Raw genomic sequence first — 14,155 nt, 5'->3', positions numbered from 1 at the left:
AAACGTACAGCTTTCCTTCTGAATGCAGGCAAGCAGAAGGTACTTTTTTGAAGAAGAGAGGTGCGGCCCAATGAATCAATTGTTGACCAAAAGAAAAAAGCTGAAGCTCGAAAGTGACTCTGGTTGGGGATACGCGTTTATCGCAGTAGCACTTATTGCATTTTCTTTATTTACTGCCTATCCGGTAATCAATGCCTTTATAATCAGCCTGCAGAAATATCGTCCACTAGGGTCCACTTATGTCGGCCTGGAGAACTTCGTCAATTCCTTTTCAGATGAGCTGTTCTGGAAAGCGCTGAAAAATACATTGGTCTATACGCTGTTAACCGTTCCATTTAATATTTTACTGTCCTTCCTTGTGGCCATTCTGATTATGCCTTTTAAGAAAAAAACACAAACTATATTTAAAGCGGTATATTATTTGCCGGCTGTAGCTTCAGGGGTATCTCTTGCTGTCGTATGGCTGTGGATCTTTGATCCGCTAAAATCAGGTATTGCCAATCAAGCGGTCGGACTTTTTGGAATCAGTAATCAGAACTGGCTTGGTTCGAGTGCAACGGCCATGTTCTCACTTGTATTAATGTCTTGGCTGTCAAGTCATGGTACAGCGATCATTATCTATCTGGCGGCACTACTCAGTATTGATAACAGTTATTATGAAGCAGCTGATATTGACGGGGCGACTTTTTTGCAAAAGCTGCGGTATATTGTCATCCCTTTCCTTAAGCCAACCACGCTATTCCTGCTGATTACCGGGGTCATTGGTTCCTTCCAGGTGTTCCAGAACGCTTATCTGATGACAGGCGGCGGACCAGACCATGCCACAACTATGGTGGGATTGTTAATCTTTAACAACGCGTTCACATATTTCGAGTTTGGCGAGGCAGCGGCCCAATCCTTACTTCTGGCAGCGGTTATTGCCTTGATCTCATTCTTCCAATTTAAGATTCTAGGTAAGGATATAGAATATTAGGAAAGGGGCAGAAACCTATGGGGTTGTTCAACAATACTATCAAAAGCAAAGGGTCTCTGTTCGCCCGTAATGGTCTGATCATTACAGCCCTTCTCCTGTTTGCCGCGGCGACCATTTTCCCGATATACTTTATGATCATTTCCTCGTTCGGCGATCCGGTAGAAGCTGGCGCAATGAGCTATTCGCTGATCCCGGCGAAGATTTCCTTTGAGTCGTATAAATTCTTTTTTAACTTCAGCGCCCATTCCTGGGATTGGTTAAAAAATTCTTTTATTGTAGCAGCTTGTATTACGGTATCAAACGTATTTTTCGCCACGCTTGCAGGATACGCTTTTGCCAAAATGAAATTTAGAGGAAAAGGCATTCTGTTCGCTATTCTGCTGGGGTCCATGATGATCCCTACTCAAGTCACCCAGGTTCCGCTGTATATATTGATCGTGAATATTTTTGAATTGCAAAATACGTATACAGCGTTGATTATGCCAAGCATTGTCACGGTGTATAACATTTTTCTGGTCAAGCAGTTCATGTCCTCCATTCCGGTAGAAATTATTGAAGCTGCCAAAATCGAAGGCTGCTCCCAGCCTAAAATCTTCTGGTATATTATTATGCCGCTGTCCAAAACGGTAATGGCCGTGCTGGCGATCCTGACGTTTATGGCAGCATGGAATGACTTCTTCTGGCCGTTCCTGGTAACCAACACCATGGATATGCAGACGATTCAGGTGGGGCTCAAAAACTTCCGTTTTGCGAATACAACGTACTTTGCACCTATGATGGCCGGGGCAACCATTTCTGCGGTTCCGATGTTTATTTTGTTCTTCAGCTTACAGAAGTATTTCCTTGAAGGAGTCGCCGTCGGAGCGGTGAAAGGGTAATGGGCGGCCCATCTGAAGTAGAGGTTGCCTATCTGGTTGGCTTGATGTCCGGCACATCGGTAGACGGTATTGATGCAGCGGTAATTAAGCTTTCTTCTTCGCCGGACAAAGAGTACGGAATAGAGACGGAGTTACTGGCTTTTGAGAATACCCCGTTTCCAGCGCATGTCAGAAGCTCGATATTCGAGCTGTTTGATCCTTCCAAGGCCACGGTGGATAAAGTAGGCGCAATGAATATGTGGCTGGGGGAATTATACGCCCGGGCTGCACTGTCGGTGATCCGCAAATGCGGACTTGCGCCTTCCCAAATAGTTGCGATAGGATCACATGGCCAAACGATCTATCATGCACCGGAAGAGATGAGGATGGACGGCTACAACCTGCACTGTACGGTGCAGATCGGGGAAGGTGCAGTGATAGCGAACCGGACGGGCATTCCCTGCATCTCAGATTTTCGGGTTGCTGATATGGCAATGAATGGACAGGGGGCGCCACTCGTGCCTTTTACTGAATATTTATTGTTTAACCATCCGGAGAAAACCTCACTGCTGCAGAATATTGGAGGAATCGGGAATATAACGGTTCTTCCGGCCAATGCTTCACCCGAAGAGGTGTATGCTTACGATACAGGGCCCGGGAATATGATTATTGATGGTCTTGTCTCCCGTTTATTTGCGCCAATGACGATGGATGCCGGCGGTGAAATTGCTGCGGGCGGTGAGGTCATTGATCCGCTTTTGAAATGGATGCAGCAGGATGAGTATTATAGTATGCCATTCCCGAAATCGACGGGCAGAGAACGGTTTGGACAACAATATGTTGCCCAAATACTTCAGATGATGGAGTCGAATCGCTGGAAAGCTGAGGATGTAATAGTCACGGCAACACACTTGACAGCATGGAGCATTGCCGACAGCTATGAACGGTATATTGCCCCGCAGCATCAGGCTCAGCGATTAGTGGTTGGCGGCGGGGGGAGTTATAACCTGACGTTAATGCGTGAGTTGCGGCAGTTATTTGCCCCGTTTGGAGTACAGGTGCTGACACAGGAGGATATTGGCGGCAACAGCGATGCCAAGGAAGCCGTTGCTTTTGCTGTACTGGCTTATCATACGATGAGACGTCTGCCGAATAATATTCCCCAGGTCACCGGAGCTTCCCGGCCGGTAGTCATGGGCAAAATTTCTTGGCCCTACCCGGAACACAGGGGGGTTGAATGATGCAAAGTGATATGGTGTGGAGCGGAGTTGACTCTATCACAAGGTATCTTCATCTGTTTAAAGGGAAACGTGTGGGTTTAATTACAGCGACGACAGGGCTTACCAAAGATTTCAGATCTACCATTACGATATTACACGAGAATTGTAATCTTACGGCCATGTTCTCGCCTGAGCATGGTGTGCGCGGAGATTTGGATGCAGGGGCATTAGTGGAGACGTATACGGACCCCCGTACCAAGGTTCCGGTCTACAGCCTGTACCGCAAAGATTCCAAACGTTTAACAAAGGAAATGCTGGAGAAGGTAGATATCCTTGTGTATGATATCCAGGATGTTGGTGTACGGTATTATACCTTCATTTATACGATGCTGTATGCCCTTGAGGATTGTGCTGCGGCTGGCGTGGAATTTGTTGTTCTCGACCGGGTGAATCCGCTGAACGGGGTGAACGTGGAGGGGAACATCTTACAGCCCGGCTTCAAATCCTTTGTCGGGAATTATGAGCTGGCTGTCCGCTACGGCCTGACCGCAGGTGAAGTGGCTGTCATGGCCAATGATCAGATGAACTGGAAGGCAGAGCTTCATGTCGTTCGTCTGGAAGGCTGGAAACGGAGCATGTCCTTCCCGGATACAGGCTTGACCTGGGTTCATCCTTCACTGGGAATCCCCCGGTATGAAACCGCGTTATTATATACAGGCACCTGTTTATTTGAGGGGACAAGCTGCTCCGAAGGCAGGGGCACAACCTTCCCCTTTGAAATGATTGGAGCTCCCTTTATTGAGGCGCAGCAGCTGGCAGATGAGATGAATGCATTGCGGCTTCCAGGCGTATATTTCCGTCCGGTTCATTTCAAACCAACGTCATCCAAGCATTCTGGAGAGCTGTGCGGCGGCGTTCAACTCTATATTACAGATCGCCAGGTGATCAAGCCGTTAGAGGTTGGCGTATCCTTATTATTTACGATAAGAGACCTGTTTGAGCCCTTTGCATTTCTGCCCCCAGTGAAGGAGGGCTCACGTCCTTTTATTGATTTGCTGGGCGGAAGCAGTATCTACCGTACGAAGGATATTCAGGCTAAGCAGCTGCTTGAACAGTTTGCAGAGGACAGCAGGCAATTTGCAGAAATGAAACAGCAGTATCATTTATACCACTAGCGGATGGTGAATAGCGGATGAGAACGATAGAACAAATGAGCTTGCGTGAGAAAATCGGGCAAATGTTCGTAACAGGCTTTCCGTCAACGGAGATGTCCCCTGAGCTGAAGGAAGTCATTGAGCAGTACAAAGTCGGGAATATTATTCTATTCTCACATAATATCAGCAATAAATATCAATTAGGCGGGCTTGTAACGGAGCTGCAGCAATGGTTCACCACACATACAGGCATTCCGGGCTTTATTACGATTGATCAGGAAGGCGGCCGGGTGACCCGGATGCCCAAGGACGCGACGAATGTAGCCGGAGCTATGGCCATTGCCTCTTCAGGACGCCCTGAAAATGCTTATGCCGCAGGCAGAATAACGGCCCGGGAGCTACAAGCATTAGGCATTAATTTCAATCTTGCGCCCGTGATGGATGTTAACAGTAATCCGCTCAATCCGGTGATTAACGTCCGCTCCTACGGGGATTCTGTTGAGACGGTATCGCAGTACGGGCTTCAGATGATGAAGGGCTTGCTCGACGGCGGCGTTATGTCCTCGCTGAAGCATTTTCCCGGCCATGGGGATACCGATGTCGATTCACACATTGGCTTGCCTGTAATTAACAAAACGTTGGAGGAGCTAGAGCAGCTTGAACTGCTGCCATTTAAGGCGGCCATTGGGCAGGGTGCCGAGGCCATCATGAGTGCACATATTTTATTCCCGCAAATTGAAACGTCCGGCGTGCCGGGAACGATGTCTTATACGATTATTACAGGGCTGCTCAAAGAGAAATTGGGCTTTAAGGGGCTGGTAGTATCTGATTGTCTGGAAATGGATGCGATTAAACGCTATTACGGGACGGCAAAAGGTGCACTTGAAGCCATTAAAGCAGGGATTGATCTGGTGTTCATAAGTCACACGCCTGCAACCGTTAAAGAAGCGGTACATTTAATAGAAGAAGCTGTGGCGGCCGGTGATTTGGATGAAGCGGTTATTAATACCGCTGTTGCCAAAATTCTGGCCTACAAAGCCCGCTATGCGCATGTTGGGGAACCGGATTACGGGATCGTGGGCTGCGAGGTTCACCGCCGGGCGAACGAGCTGATGCGTACGGAAACGATCTGTCTGATTAAAGGTGAAATCGAGCCTGTTCAGACAGGTGATGGCCAAATCTTGTTTATAGGCTCTTATGCCTACCGGACCGACCAGGCCTCCAGCAGTGTGAATCAGGAGCTTAGCTTCCCCCGGTATATGGGTGAGCATTTTGCTGCAGCGTATGAGCTGATCAGCATTGATCCGGACGAGGAGCAGATTCACGCAGTGCTGCAAAAGGCCGAAGGGTACAAGCATGTTGTTATAGGGCTGTTTAATGCGCGTGAAAATACAGGCCAGCTTGCGCTTGTGCAGAAGCTTGTGGCAGCAGGCTGTAAAGTAACGGCAATTACACTCGGCCGGCCTTATGATTTAGCTTTAATCGAAGGCGCGTTTTGCGGCCTTGCAGCCTTTGAATATACGCCGGATGCGTTCAAGTCCCTTATTCCCATCCTGAATGGTGAGGTCACACCTGCTGCCAGAATTACGATTCAGCTATAGGGGGGACATGAGTATGGCATTTATTGTTGGCATTGACGGAGGCGGCACCAAGACTGCGGTCATTGTTACTCCTGATGATCAGGAAGAGCCTGTATTATCCTTTACCGTAGGGCCTATTAATTATAATGGCGGTGATGTAGAGGCTATTGCTGCCGCTTTCAGGGAGATGTTTAATCAGATCAGGTCCTGCTGCACAAGCCTTGCGGAAGTGATTCATGTATGTATAGGAGCGGCAGGCGTAAGCAATCCGGCAGTAGCCGATTTTTTGGAGAAGCAGGTGAGAGATAACGGTTATAAAGGTCCTCTCACGATTACCGGTGATCAGGAAACCGCATTATATGGAGCCCAGAATGCGATGCAGGGTATTATTCTCATTGCCGGAACAGGCTCCATTTGCTTCGGGGTGAATGAAAAGGGAGAGCGGCACCGCACAGGAGGCTTTGGCCATCTGATCGATGATGAGGGAAGCGGCTATTCTATCGGGCGTGAGCTCTTGTCCATTCTGGTTCAGGCAGAGGACGGAAGAACAGCGGATACGATGATTCCGGAGCTGGTCTATAAGCAGCTTGGACTTGGTACGGTGCAAGAGGTGATAGGTTTGGTCTACGGCAAAAACACAACGAAAAAAGATATTGCAGCGCTCGCACCGGTGATGACGGCAGCATGCGGGCTCGGGGACGCCCGGGCACTAAAACTGGCGGAGCAATGTGCAGCCCGTCTGTTTGAGCTTGTGGTGCCTGTTATTGAGCGGCTGAAATTATATGAGAGCAAGATTGCAATTGCCGGAAGTGTGCTGCAGAAATCCCGTTTTGTAAGTGAGGCCTTAGAGCGGAAGCTTGCCCGCAGCTACCCGCAGACCAGGCTGATTATGCCTGTTCATAATGCTGCCTATGGTGCTGTACTGCTCGGAAAAGCAAAAATGAGTAACGGGTAATGCTGTGAATTAAAAAAGATGGGTGTGCCATAAGTCCGACAGTTGCGGACTTGCGGCACACCCTTTTAAAACTTGTCGGTTAAATAAAACACGGCCTGTTGCTTCGGGAACAGGGCCTGCAGGATATCAGCATGTCGGGCAGGGGCTCCTGCTTCAGCTGCGCCTTCCGCATTATAGCCGAAGATGATATAAGAGATCAGCTCCCGCTCATCCACTTCTACGGATATCCGGGACCCGGCCTGACTGCTCTGGGAAACGGAAAGCCGCTTCTGGCGGTAGTCGAGGTAGACCCGATCCTCCCCGCATTGCAGTGCTATGAACAGCTCCTGTTCTGCCATCAGGTCATTGCCGTTAAGTCGCTGCTCCAATTCAGGCTGAAGCTTGTGGAAGGTAGAGTACAGGTTGATCATTTTCCACATTGCCATATGGATGGGGACGGGCTCTGCCTGATGCTGCTGATAATAGGAATATAGCTTGTGATCCTCAGGAAGCATCGCCATGATGTGCTTGGCCTTCGGCCGGAGACGGCATAATTCATGAAATAAGTATTCCACACCGTCCGCTGCCTCATCCAGATAGATGAGTTCGTTGATAAATACCTGTTCGGTGTCCTTTTTTTCTATAATGCCATAAGCGACAATTTTATGATGATGCTGAAGCAGCAGACAGTCCGACTTCTTCCATTCCGGCCACCGGATCATATCCTTCCAGTAGGTTTTATTACGAACTACAGTATAAGTGCGGTTCTGATTGAATTGTTCATAAATAACACGGATATCATCAAGATAACGGGGCTCAAAAGGTATAACCTCGTAACCGTCCGGCTGCCCGCCTCGCGCCTGATTGTCAACAGCATAAGCAGTCTCAGGAATCAGTCTCCAGCCGGCCTTCTCATAAAATGCATGCTTGCTGGCCAGAAGTACACTTATATCATAATCGGCTTCTCTCATGTAGTCTGTTTGTGCAGCAAGAATTTTGTGTGTCAGCCCCATGCCGCGATAATGGGGAGCTGCAGCGACGCTGCCCATGGCACCCGTCTGCAGGACCGCTTGGCCGACTCGGATGGAGAGGGGAAAGATTTGAACATTGGCAGCGACTTTGCCGCCGACCGTCGCAAACCATGTGGTATCCGGGTCATAGGAGCTGTCGAGGTCTAATCTTTCCTGGAAATACCCCCGGCCTACGGCAAAACATTCATCTAAAATATCATAAATCTGTTCGAGCTGTTCTCTGCCCGGCCTGTTGGTTACGCTGATATTTGGTTCTGGTGTTGTCGTCATCTGTTCTTTCCTCCTGGGTCAGCCAAGTTGAAAATTATTGTCATAGATAGATCTTAATGTTGAAAATAATTTTCGTCAACAGTACATTGTAAGCCCAATCATCCGACACATCGCAAGACATTGATGATTGATCAGGGAATTCTAAAGCCTTATGATCATATCATGCAACACGATGTTGGATGATTCAAAGGAATACGAGTAGCCAGGGGGAATTGAAATGGCAGCAAAGCAAGAGAGAATTTTAATTTTCGGCGCAGGTGTCATCGGGAGCATATACGCAATCAAGCTTATGGAAGCAGGATATGACGTTAGTCTGTTTGCACGTGCGGACAGATTCAGACTTTTACAAGAAAAAGGCCTGCAATATAATGACAAAGGTACAGTTAGAATGGTTCCGGTGAAGGTCATGGATGTGCTCGAAGATGACGATATATACGATTTTATTTTCGTTACCGTCCGTTATGATCGTGCCGAATCCGCGTTGTTAGCGCTAAAAGATAATCAAAGCCCGAATATCGTTACGATGACCAATAGCCCCATTGGATTTTCTTCTTGGCGGGGTATTGTTGGGGATCGGCTGTTACCGGCTTTTCCCGGCTTCGGCGGACAGATCAAAGATGGGGTCCTGTACGCCCGGTTCATGCCCAAGTTTGTAGTGGCTACCTCATTTGGAGAAATGAATGGCGCAGTGACGCAGCGCATCTTAAAGCTCGTACAAGTATTTCAAACCGCCAAGCTTCCCTACGTTATAAAAAAGGATATGCAGGCATATCTAATCACCCATTCTGTATCAGACATTGCCTTGCTGGGCAGTTTGTATGGCGGCAATCAGACGGTTGACCCAGTAACACCCGGAACCAAAAAGACGGCTCGCCAAATAACAGTTACTTTAAAAGCATATCTAAAGGCAATCCGCAAAGCCGGTGTTGCTGTTGACCCGCCCGTCTTTAAAATAGTCCCCAAACTCCCAAGCCTCCTGTTGGATGTTCTCTTCATTGCCTGGTTGCGCACAAACATGGTTAAGGATATGCTGCTGCCGGATTATGCGAATGCTGCGAATCAGGAGGTTGTGCAGCTGGAGAAGGATCTGACGAAGTTTCTATCTATACAGAACGGCTGATGAATCGTTCGTTCCGGTATTGTAACCTGTCTGTTTATTCTTCACTTCCAGCGGATGGTAAGGTTGAATAACTGAAGCAGGCGGGAGGCTTACCATGATAACAAGATTAGGGAAGATACTGAAAATATCGATATTGGCGGCCTGCCTGGCTGGATGCAGTCAGGCTTCTCAACCCACACATCCCACAGACGCACAGCACATCCCGATCACTCCGTCTCCAAAAGACGCTGCGCCAGAGGAAGCGCTGATTCCGCGCAATACCTCCGAACCTTTTATCGGGCGAATGGATATGGATCTGGCGACGGAGGAGTTCATCTATGGAACCTGGAAGGTGGACAAGCTGCTGGGCTTCACCAATTCCTACAATGACGCGTCTGAATATCCTACAGGACAGGACATCATTGGGGATGAACTCTATCGGGATCAACGACGAAATGACAGTCATAGGCGTAACTGAACCTTCGCCGGGGCTGGGCATACCGCTAGGGTTCCTGGATGTGAGCCATAACAAGCTGATCCTGTGGATCGAAGCCGCAGTGTTTGAGTTGACTAGAGTGGGCGAATCGGGTAATAAGTAGTCTAAGTACTGGAGTCTATAATGACAGGAGTGAGCAACCATGAGCTGGGATGTACTTATTATGAAAACGAAATACGATTTTGAAGCGCCGGAGGAAGAACAGCCCCCGGTGCCACCCCTGGGACAACGTGATGACATTATTGAGAAGCTGGCCCGCCGCCTACCGAACCTGGATTACCGGGATAAGGCTTGGGGTATCCTGGAGGGTGAAGGGTTTTCGATTGAGTTCAACACAGGTGACGAGGAGCTCGTAGATTCCATCATGCTGCATATCCGGGGCGGGGGAGAAGTGATGGATACCCTCTGCTTGATCTGCGAGACACTGGAGGCTTATGCCCTGGACACATCGGATACGGGCTATATCGACTTTGAGCAGCCAGAAGCAGCGGAGCAATCCTGGGAGCAATTTCAGAAGTATCGTGACCAGGTGATTAACAATCATAACGGATGAGTTTGAAGTGAACAGAGGCGCAGGATGGATCACATCTGCAGCCTCTGTTTTTCATTTTGGAGTGTTTGGAAATAACATGCAGAAGGGTATTGACGCCTAATGAAGTAGCATGTTAATATTTTCACGTAACAAACTAACATGTCAGTATACCTAAATAGCATGTTAGCATGTTAACTCAATGATCCTACTTCAGGAGGTTATTTTGTGGATGTGGCTAATGTTGTAATCGGTTTCATTATGGTCTTATCATTTTTTGGATTGGTGTGGTATTGCGTCAAGGGGTATAACCTCATGGTTGGCTTCTTCGTCATGTCGGTGCTGTGGACCTCGATTGCCCTGATCGGAAATAGCATTCATCCTACCTCTGTGATGGAGGGCAAGACGTTCATTGACGTCCTGACGAACGTGTTCCAGACGGGGCCTGAGAATTACGGGAAGGCGATACTGGTTAATATTTTCTTCGGCGCCTTCTTCGGCAGAGTCCTGATCGACACCGGGATTGCCGCCACGCTGATCCGTAAGGTTGTTGAGCTTGGGGGAGACAAACCAAGAATTACCATGTCCCTGCTATGTATCGTTACCGCTGTAATCTTCACCTCCATGACGGGTATCGGCCCGGTTATCTCCATTGCTGTCATCGTGCTGCCGATCATGCTGTCACTCGGGATTCCTTCACCGATTGCCTTGTTCTCCTTCATGGGCTCGATCATGGCGGGGATCTTCGGGAACATCGTGAACTTTAAGCAATATCAGGCAATTTTTGCAACAGCCAACGAAAGTTATGCCAGCTACGACTACAATACATATTTCAAATTCGGCATGATTGCGATGGCTGTATCTCTGATCGTAGTGCTGGTGGTCTCTAATGTGATGATGAACCGCAAGCTCTCCCGGGCCTGGGCGGCCACGCCGGATAGCGGAGCTACGGTAGATGCACCTGCCATCTCCTGGATCTCAATCATTCTGCCGGTTGTGGGTGTAGTGGTGCTCAAGGTGCCGATTATTTTCGGATTTATCTTCGCGGCCCTGTTCGCCCTGCTGACCTGCGGCAAGCTAAAGGGTGGTTTTGCAAGCGTTTGCAGAATGTTGTCGAAGCAGTTCGCGGACGGAGCTATCGATGTGGCGCCAATGATCGGGTTCTTGCTTACGCTATCGATGTTCAACAATGCGGCCACCTATGCTTCCCCTTATTTCAAAACCCTGCTGGACGGTGCAATGCCCCAGACTGCACTGCTCTTGTGTATTGTATTCGCTATCCTGACACCGCTCGGCTTCTTCCGCGGCCCGATGAACCTCGTCGGTTCGGGTTCGGCCATCCTGGCCGTCGTGGTGGCAACCGCTGCCTGGCCGGTGCAATTCCTCTATCCGCTGTTCGCCATTACTACTGTTGCACCGCAGCATCTGGACGTTACACAGTCCTGGGTAGCCTGGGGCTTCGGCTATACGAAGGTTCCGGCCAAGGAATATATGAAGATGTCGATTCCAACCGGCTGGATCATCGGGATAATTCTCTGCGCGATTGTGTTCTTTATGTACGGTAACCTGGTGTAGTGTTTAGCACTGCTTAGTATTAATCAATAAGCAGTACTCAAGTCAATAACGAGAAGCTATAAGGAACGGAGGGGAAATTTGGAACTGTAGGAGCGGGAGCGTCCGCCTGAAAGCTTTCCGTAGGAAAGCTCGCATCGGAAGCATCAGCTGTCTGCGGATTTCCACCGCGAACAGCGGTACAAATCAAGAAATCTGCAGACAACAGCGGCCGGAAGTCCAAATGTTCACCGCAGTGACGGTTAGGCTTCAAATTTCACTTGGGTCTACTATTAATGAAGAGAAACGGAGAAATCATATGAGTACAATGGTTAGAATGGGGATCGATGTGGGGGGAACCCATACCAAGGCAGTTGCGATTGACAATGCGACCCATGAGATTATCGGGAAATCCTCGGTCAAGACGACGCATGACCATGCCACAGGCGTAGCCGCAGGTGTGGTGAAATGCTTCATGAATTGCCTGGAGGAGAACAACATCCGTCCGGATGACGTAGTATTCGTGGCCCACAGTACTACGCAGGCAACCAATGCGCTGATCGAGGGCGATATAGCCCAGGTGGGCATTATCGGCCTGGCAAAGGGCGGTCTGGAAGGCTGGCTCGCCAAGCGTCAGACCAAGCTTCAGAATATCGATCTGGGCAATAGTAAAGAGATCAGGATCTATAACAGCTTCCTGAATGTTAAAAAAATGTCCGAAGCCTCCGTGATGGCGGTCATCGATGAGCTGAAGCAGCAGGGGGCACAGGTGATTGTGCCTTCGATGGCTTTTGGCGTAGATAACGGGCGGCCTGAGGAACTGGTCTATATCGAAGCGGAGAAAAAAGGCATGCCGACCACCATGGCCTCCGACATCACGAAATTATACGGGCTGACCCGGAGAACGCGGACGGCCGCGATCAACGCAAGCATTCTGCCGAAGATGCTGGATACCGCCAATTCCACAGAGAAATCTGTGCGGGAGGCGGGGGTTCATGTTCCGCTGATGATTATGAGAGGCGACGGCGGCGTTATGGAGATCAGTGAGATGAAGAAGCGGCCTGTGCTGACGATGCTGTCGGGCCCGGCGGCCTCGGTCATGGGCTCGCTGATGTATCTTAGAGCGTCTAACGGGGTATATTTCGAGGTCGGCGGTACGACAACCAATATCGGTGTGATCAAAAACGGCCGTCCGGCCATCGACTATTCCATCGTCGGCGGTCATCCGACCTATGTCAATTCCCTGGATGTACGGGTGCTCGGCGTAGCCGGCGGGTCCATGATCCGGGCGAACAAGAGCGGCGTGGTCGATGTCGGACCCAGATCGGCGCATATCGGCGGTCTGGATTATTCCGTATTCACCGACCCGGACAAGATCAAGGGAGCGCAGGTCGAATTCTTTTCCCCGAAGCCGGGTGATCCTGCTGATTATGTGGCGGTCCGGCTGGAGAACGGGGAACGGGTGACGATCACGAACTCCTGTGCGGCGAATGTGCTGGGACTGGTGAAGCCGGAGCATTTCTCCTACGGGAATGTGGAAGCGGCCAGAAGAGCGATGCAGGCATTGGCGGATTACTGCGGAACGACGGTAGAGGATATTGCCAAGCAGATTATGGAGAAGGCGTATGCCAAGATCGAGCCGATCATTTTGGCGCTGGCTGAGAAATACAAGCTGGAGAAGGACCAAATCTCGCTGGTCGGCGTCGGCGGCGGAGCGGCTTCGCTGATTGTCTATTTTTCCGAGAAAATGGGCCTCAAATACAGCATCCCCGAGAATGCAGAGGTTATCTCTTCGATTGGGGTTGCTCTGTCGATGGTCCGGGACGTGGTTGAGCGGATTATTCCGTCTCCGTCCAAGGAAGTGATCGCCGCCCTCAAGATGGAAGCCATGAACAAGGCCATCCAGAGCGGAGCCACCCCGGAGAGCATCGAGATTCATATTGATATTGATCCGCAGACCTCCAAGGTTACAGCCATTGCTACCGGTTCTACGGAAGTGAAGACAACCGAGCTGCTGAAGGAATGTGATGAGGCGGAGCTGCGGGAGCTGGCGGCCCAGGATATGCGTATTCCGTTGGAACGGACGAAGCTGCTGGAGAAGACCCGGTATGTCAGTATTTTCGGCGAATGGATGGATAAAGCCGGTGAAGCCGGGGCAGTCCGCATCCTGGATACCAAGGGCTTCATCAAAGTGCAGAGAGGCCGGGCTATGGCGCTTAAGACCATTGCGGGCGACTACCTGAGTGCGGTTAAGCAGCTGTGGGAGGCCATGGCTGTGTATCAGACGGAGCTGATTGCAAGACCTGACTTTTACCTGTGCATCGGTGCCCGTGTCATGGACTTTACCGCATCGGACTTCGAACAGCTCGAGCTGCTGATGGATATTGAGGTATCCACGTTCGAGCCGGACACGGAAGTTATTGTGGTGGCGGCTAATATCAAGCAGAGCTAGGAACCGTGC

The 14,155-nt window shown here is 49.8% G+C and carries 13 protein-coding genes; 12 read left to right on the top strand and 1 reads right to left on the bottom strand.

Annotation, left to right across the window (positions count from 1 at the left end; all coding sequences use genetic code 11):
* The first annotated feature begins 70 nt into the window (after positions 1-70).
* From NSU18_RS08220 to NSU18_RS08195, 6 genes are read left to right on the top strand one after another with little or no spacing between them, the layout of a single operon-like run.
* Positions 71-973: a carbohydrate ABC transporter permease gene (locus NSU18_RS08220; protein WP_341148757.1), complete on the top strand. Its 903-nt coding sequence runs from the start codon at positions 71-73 to the stop codon at positions 971-973.
* A 17-nt stretch (positions 974-990) separates the two neighbouring features.
* Entirely contained in the window at positions 991-1,851 is an 861-nt protein-coding gene (locus tag NSU18_RS08215; RefSeq protein WP_341020541.1) for a carbohydrate ABC transporter permease, read from the top strand.
* Positions 1,851-3,071 (top strand): anhydro-N-acetylmuramic acid kinase, encoded by a 1,221-nt coding sequence (locus NSU18_RS08210; RefSeq protein WP_341148756.1) that lies wholly within the window; start codon positions 1,851-1,853, stop codon positions 3,069-3,071. Before NSU18_RS08215 ends, NSU18_RS08210 begins: the two co-directional genes overlap by 1 nt.
* A gap of 11 nt (positions 3,072-3,082) precedes the next feature.
* Complete coding sequence (locus NSU18_RS08205) at positions 3,083-4,225, top strand: exo-beta-N-acetylmuramidase NamZ family protein (RefSeq protein ID WP_341151006.1); 1,143 nt, start codon at positions 3,083-3,085, stop codon at positions 4,223-4,225.
* A gap of 35 nt (positions 4,226-4,260) precedes the next feature.
* Entirely contained in the window at positions 4,261-5,805 is a 1,545-nt protein-coding gene (locus tag NSU18_RS08200) for a glycoside hydrolase family 3 protein (protein WP_341148755.1), read from the top strand.
* A 13-nt stretch (positions 5,806-5,818) separates the two neighbouring features.
* Positions 5,819-6,739: an N-acetylglucosamine kinase gene (locus tag NSU18_RS08195; protein ID WP_341020546.1), complete on the top strand. Its 921-nt coding sequence runs from the start codon at positions 5,819-5,821 to the stop codon at positions 6,737-6,739.
* Between the two features lie 65 nt (positions 6,740-6,804).
* Here the strand turns inward: NSU18_RS08195 and NSU18_RS08190 are convergent, their stop codons facing one another.
* A complete protein-coding gene (locus NSU18_RS08190; RefSeq protein WP_341148754.1) occupies positions 6,805-8,019 on the bottom strand; it encodes a GNAT family N-acetyltransferase in 1,215 nt (404 codons plus the stop codon).
* Between the two features lie 217 nt (positions 8,020-8,236).
* On the opposite strand from NSU18_RS08190, the gene NSU18_RS08185 reads away from it, so the two are divergent.
* The 6 genes from NSU18_RS08185 (at position 8,237) to NSU18_RS08160 (ending at position 14,146) form a co-directional block, all read left to right on the top strand.
* Positions 8,237-9,139, top strand: coding sequence for a ketopantoate reductase family protein (locus NSU18_RS08185; protein ID WP_341148753.1), 903 nt, complete (start codon positions 8,237-8,239; stop codon positions 9,137-9,139).
* A gap of 94 nt (positions 9,140-9,233) precedes the next feature.
* On the top strand, positions 9,234-9,596 hold the full coding sequence (locus tag NSU18_RS08180) for a hypothetical protein (protein WP_341148752.1): 363 nt from the start codon (positions 9,234-9,236) through the stop codon (positions 9,594-9,596).
* Positions 9,574-9,717 (top strand): hypothetical protein, encoded by a 144-nt coding sequence (locus NSU18_RS08175; protein ID WP_341148751.1) that lies wholly within the window; start codon positions 9,574-9,576, stop codon positions 9,715-9,717. The genes NSU18_RS08180 and NSU18_RS08175 overlap by 23 nt, the downstream gene beginning before the upstream one ends.
* 39 nt (positions 9,718-9,756) lie before the next feature.
* On the top strand, positions 9,757-10,167 hold the full coding sequence (locus NSU18_RS08170) for a hypothetical protein (RefSeq protein WP_341148750.1): 411 nt from the start codon (positions 9,757-9,759) through the stop codon (positions 10,165-10,167).
* 204 nt (positions 10,168-10,371) lie between these two features.
* Positions 10,372-11,718: a citrate transporter gene (locus NSU18_RS08165; RefSeq protein ID WP_341148749.1), complete on the top strand. Its 1,347-nt coding sequence runs from the start codon at positions 10,372-10,374 to the stop codon at positions 11,716-11,718.
* 304 nt (positions 11,719-12,022) lie between these two features.
* Positions 12,023-14,146, top strand: coding sequence for a hydantoinase/oxoprolinase family protein (locus NSU18_RS08160; RefSeq protein ID WP_341148748.1), 2,124 nt, complete (start codon positions 12,023-12,025; stop codon positions 14,144-14,146).
* Positions 14,147-14,155 lie beyond the last annotated feature (9 nt).

The sequence above is a fragment of the Paenibacillus sp. FSL H8-0048 genome (assembly GCF_038002825.1).
In the GTDB taxonomy this organism is placed as follows: Bacteria; Bacillota; Bacilli; order Paenibacillales; family Paenibacillaceae; genus Paenibacillus_AQ.
Note: the sequence above shows the minus strand (reverse complement) of the source record. Positions and strands in the feature narration are given on the sequence as shown.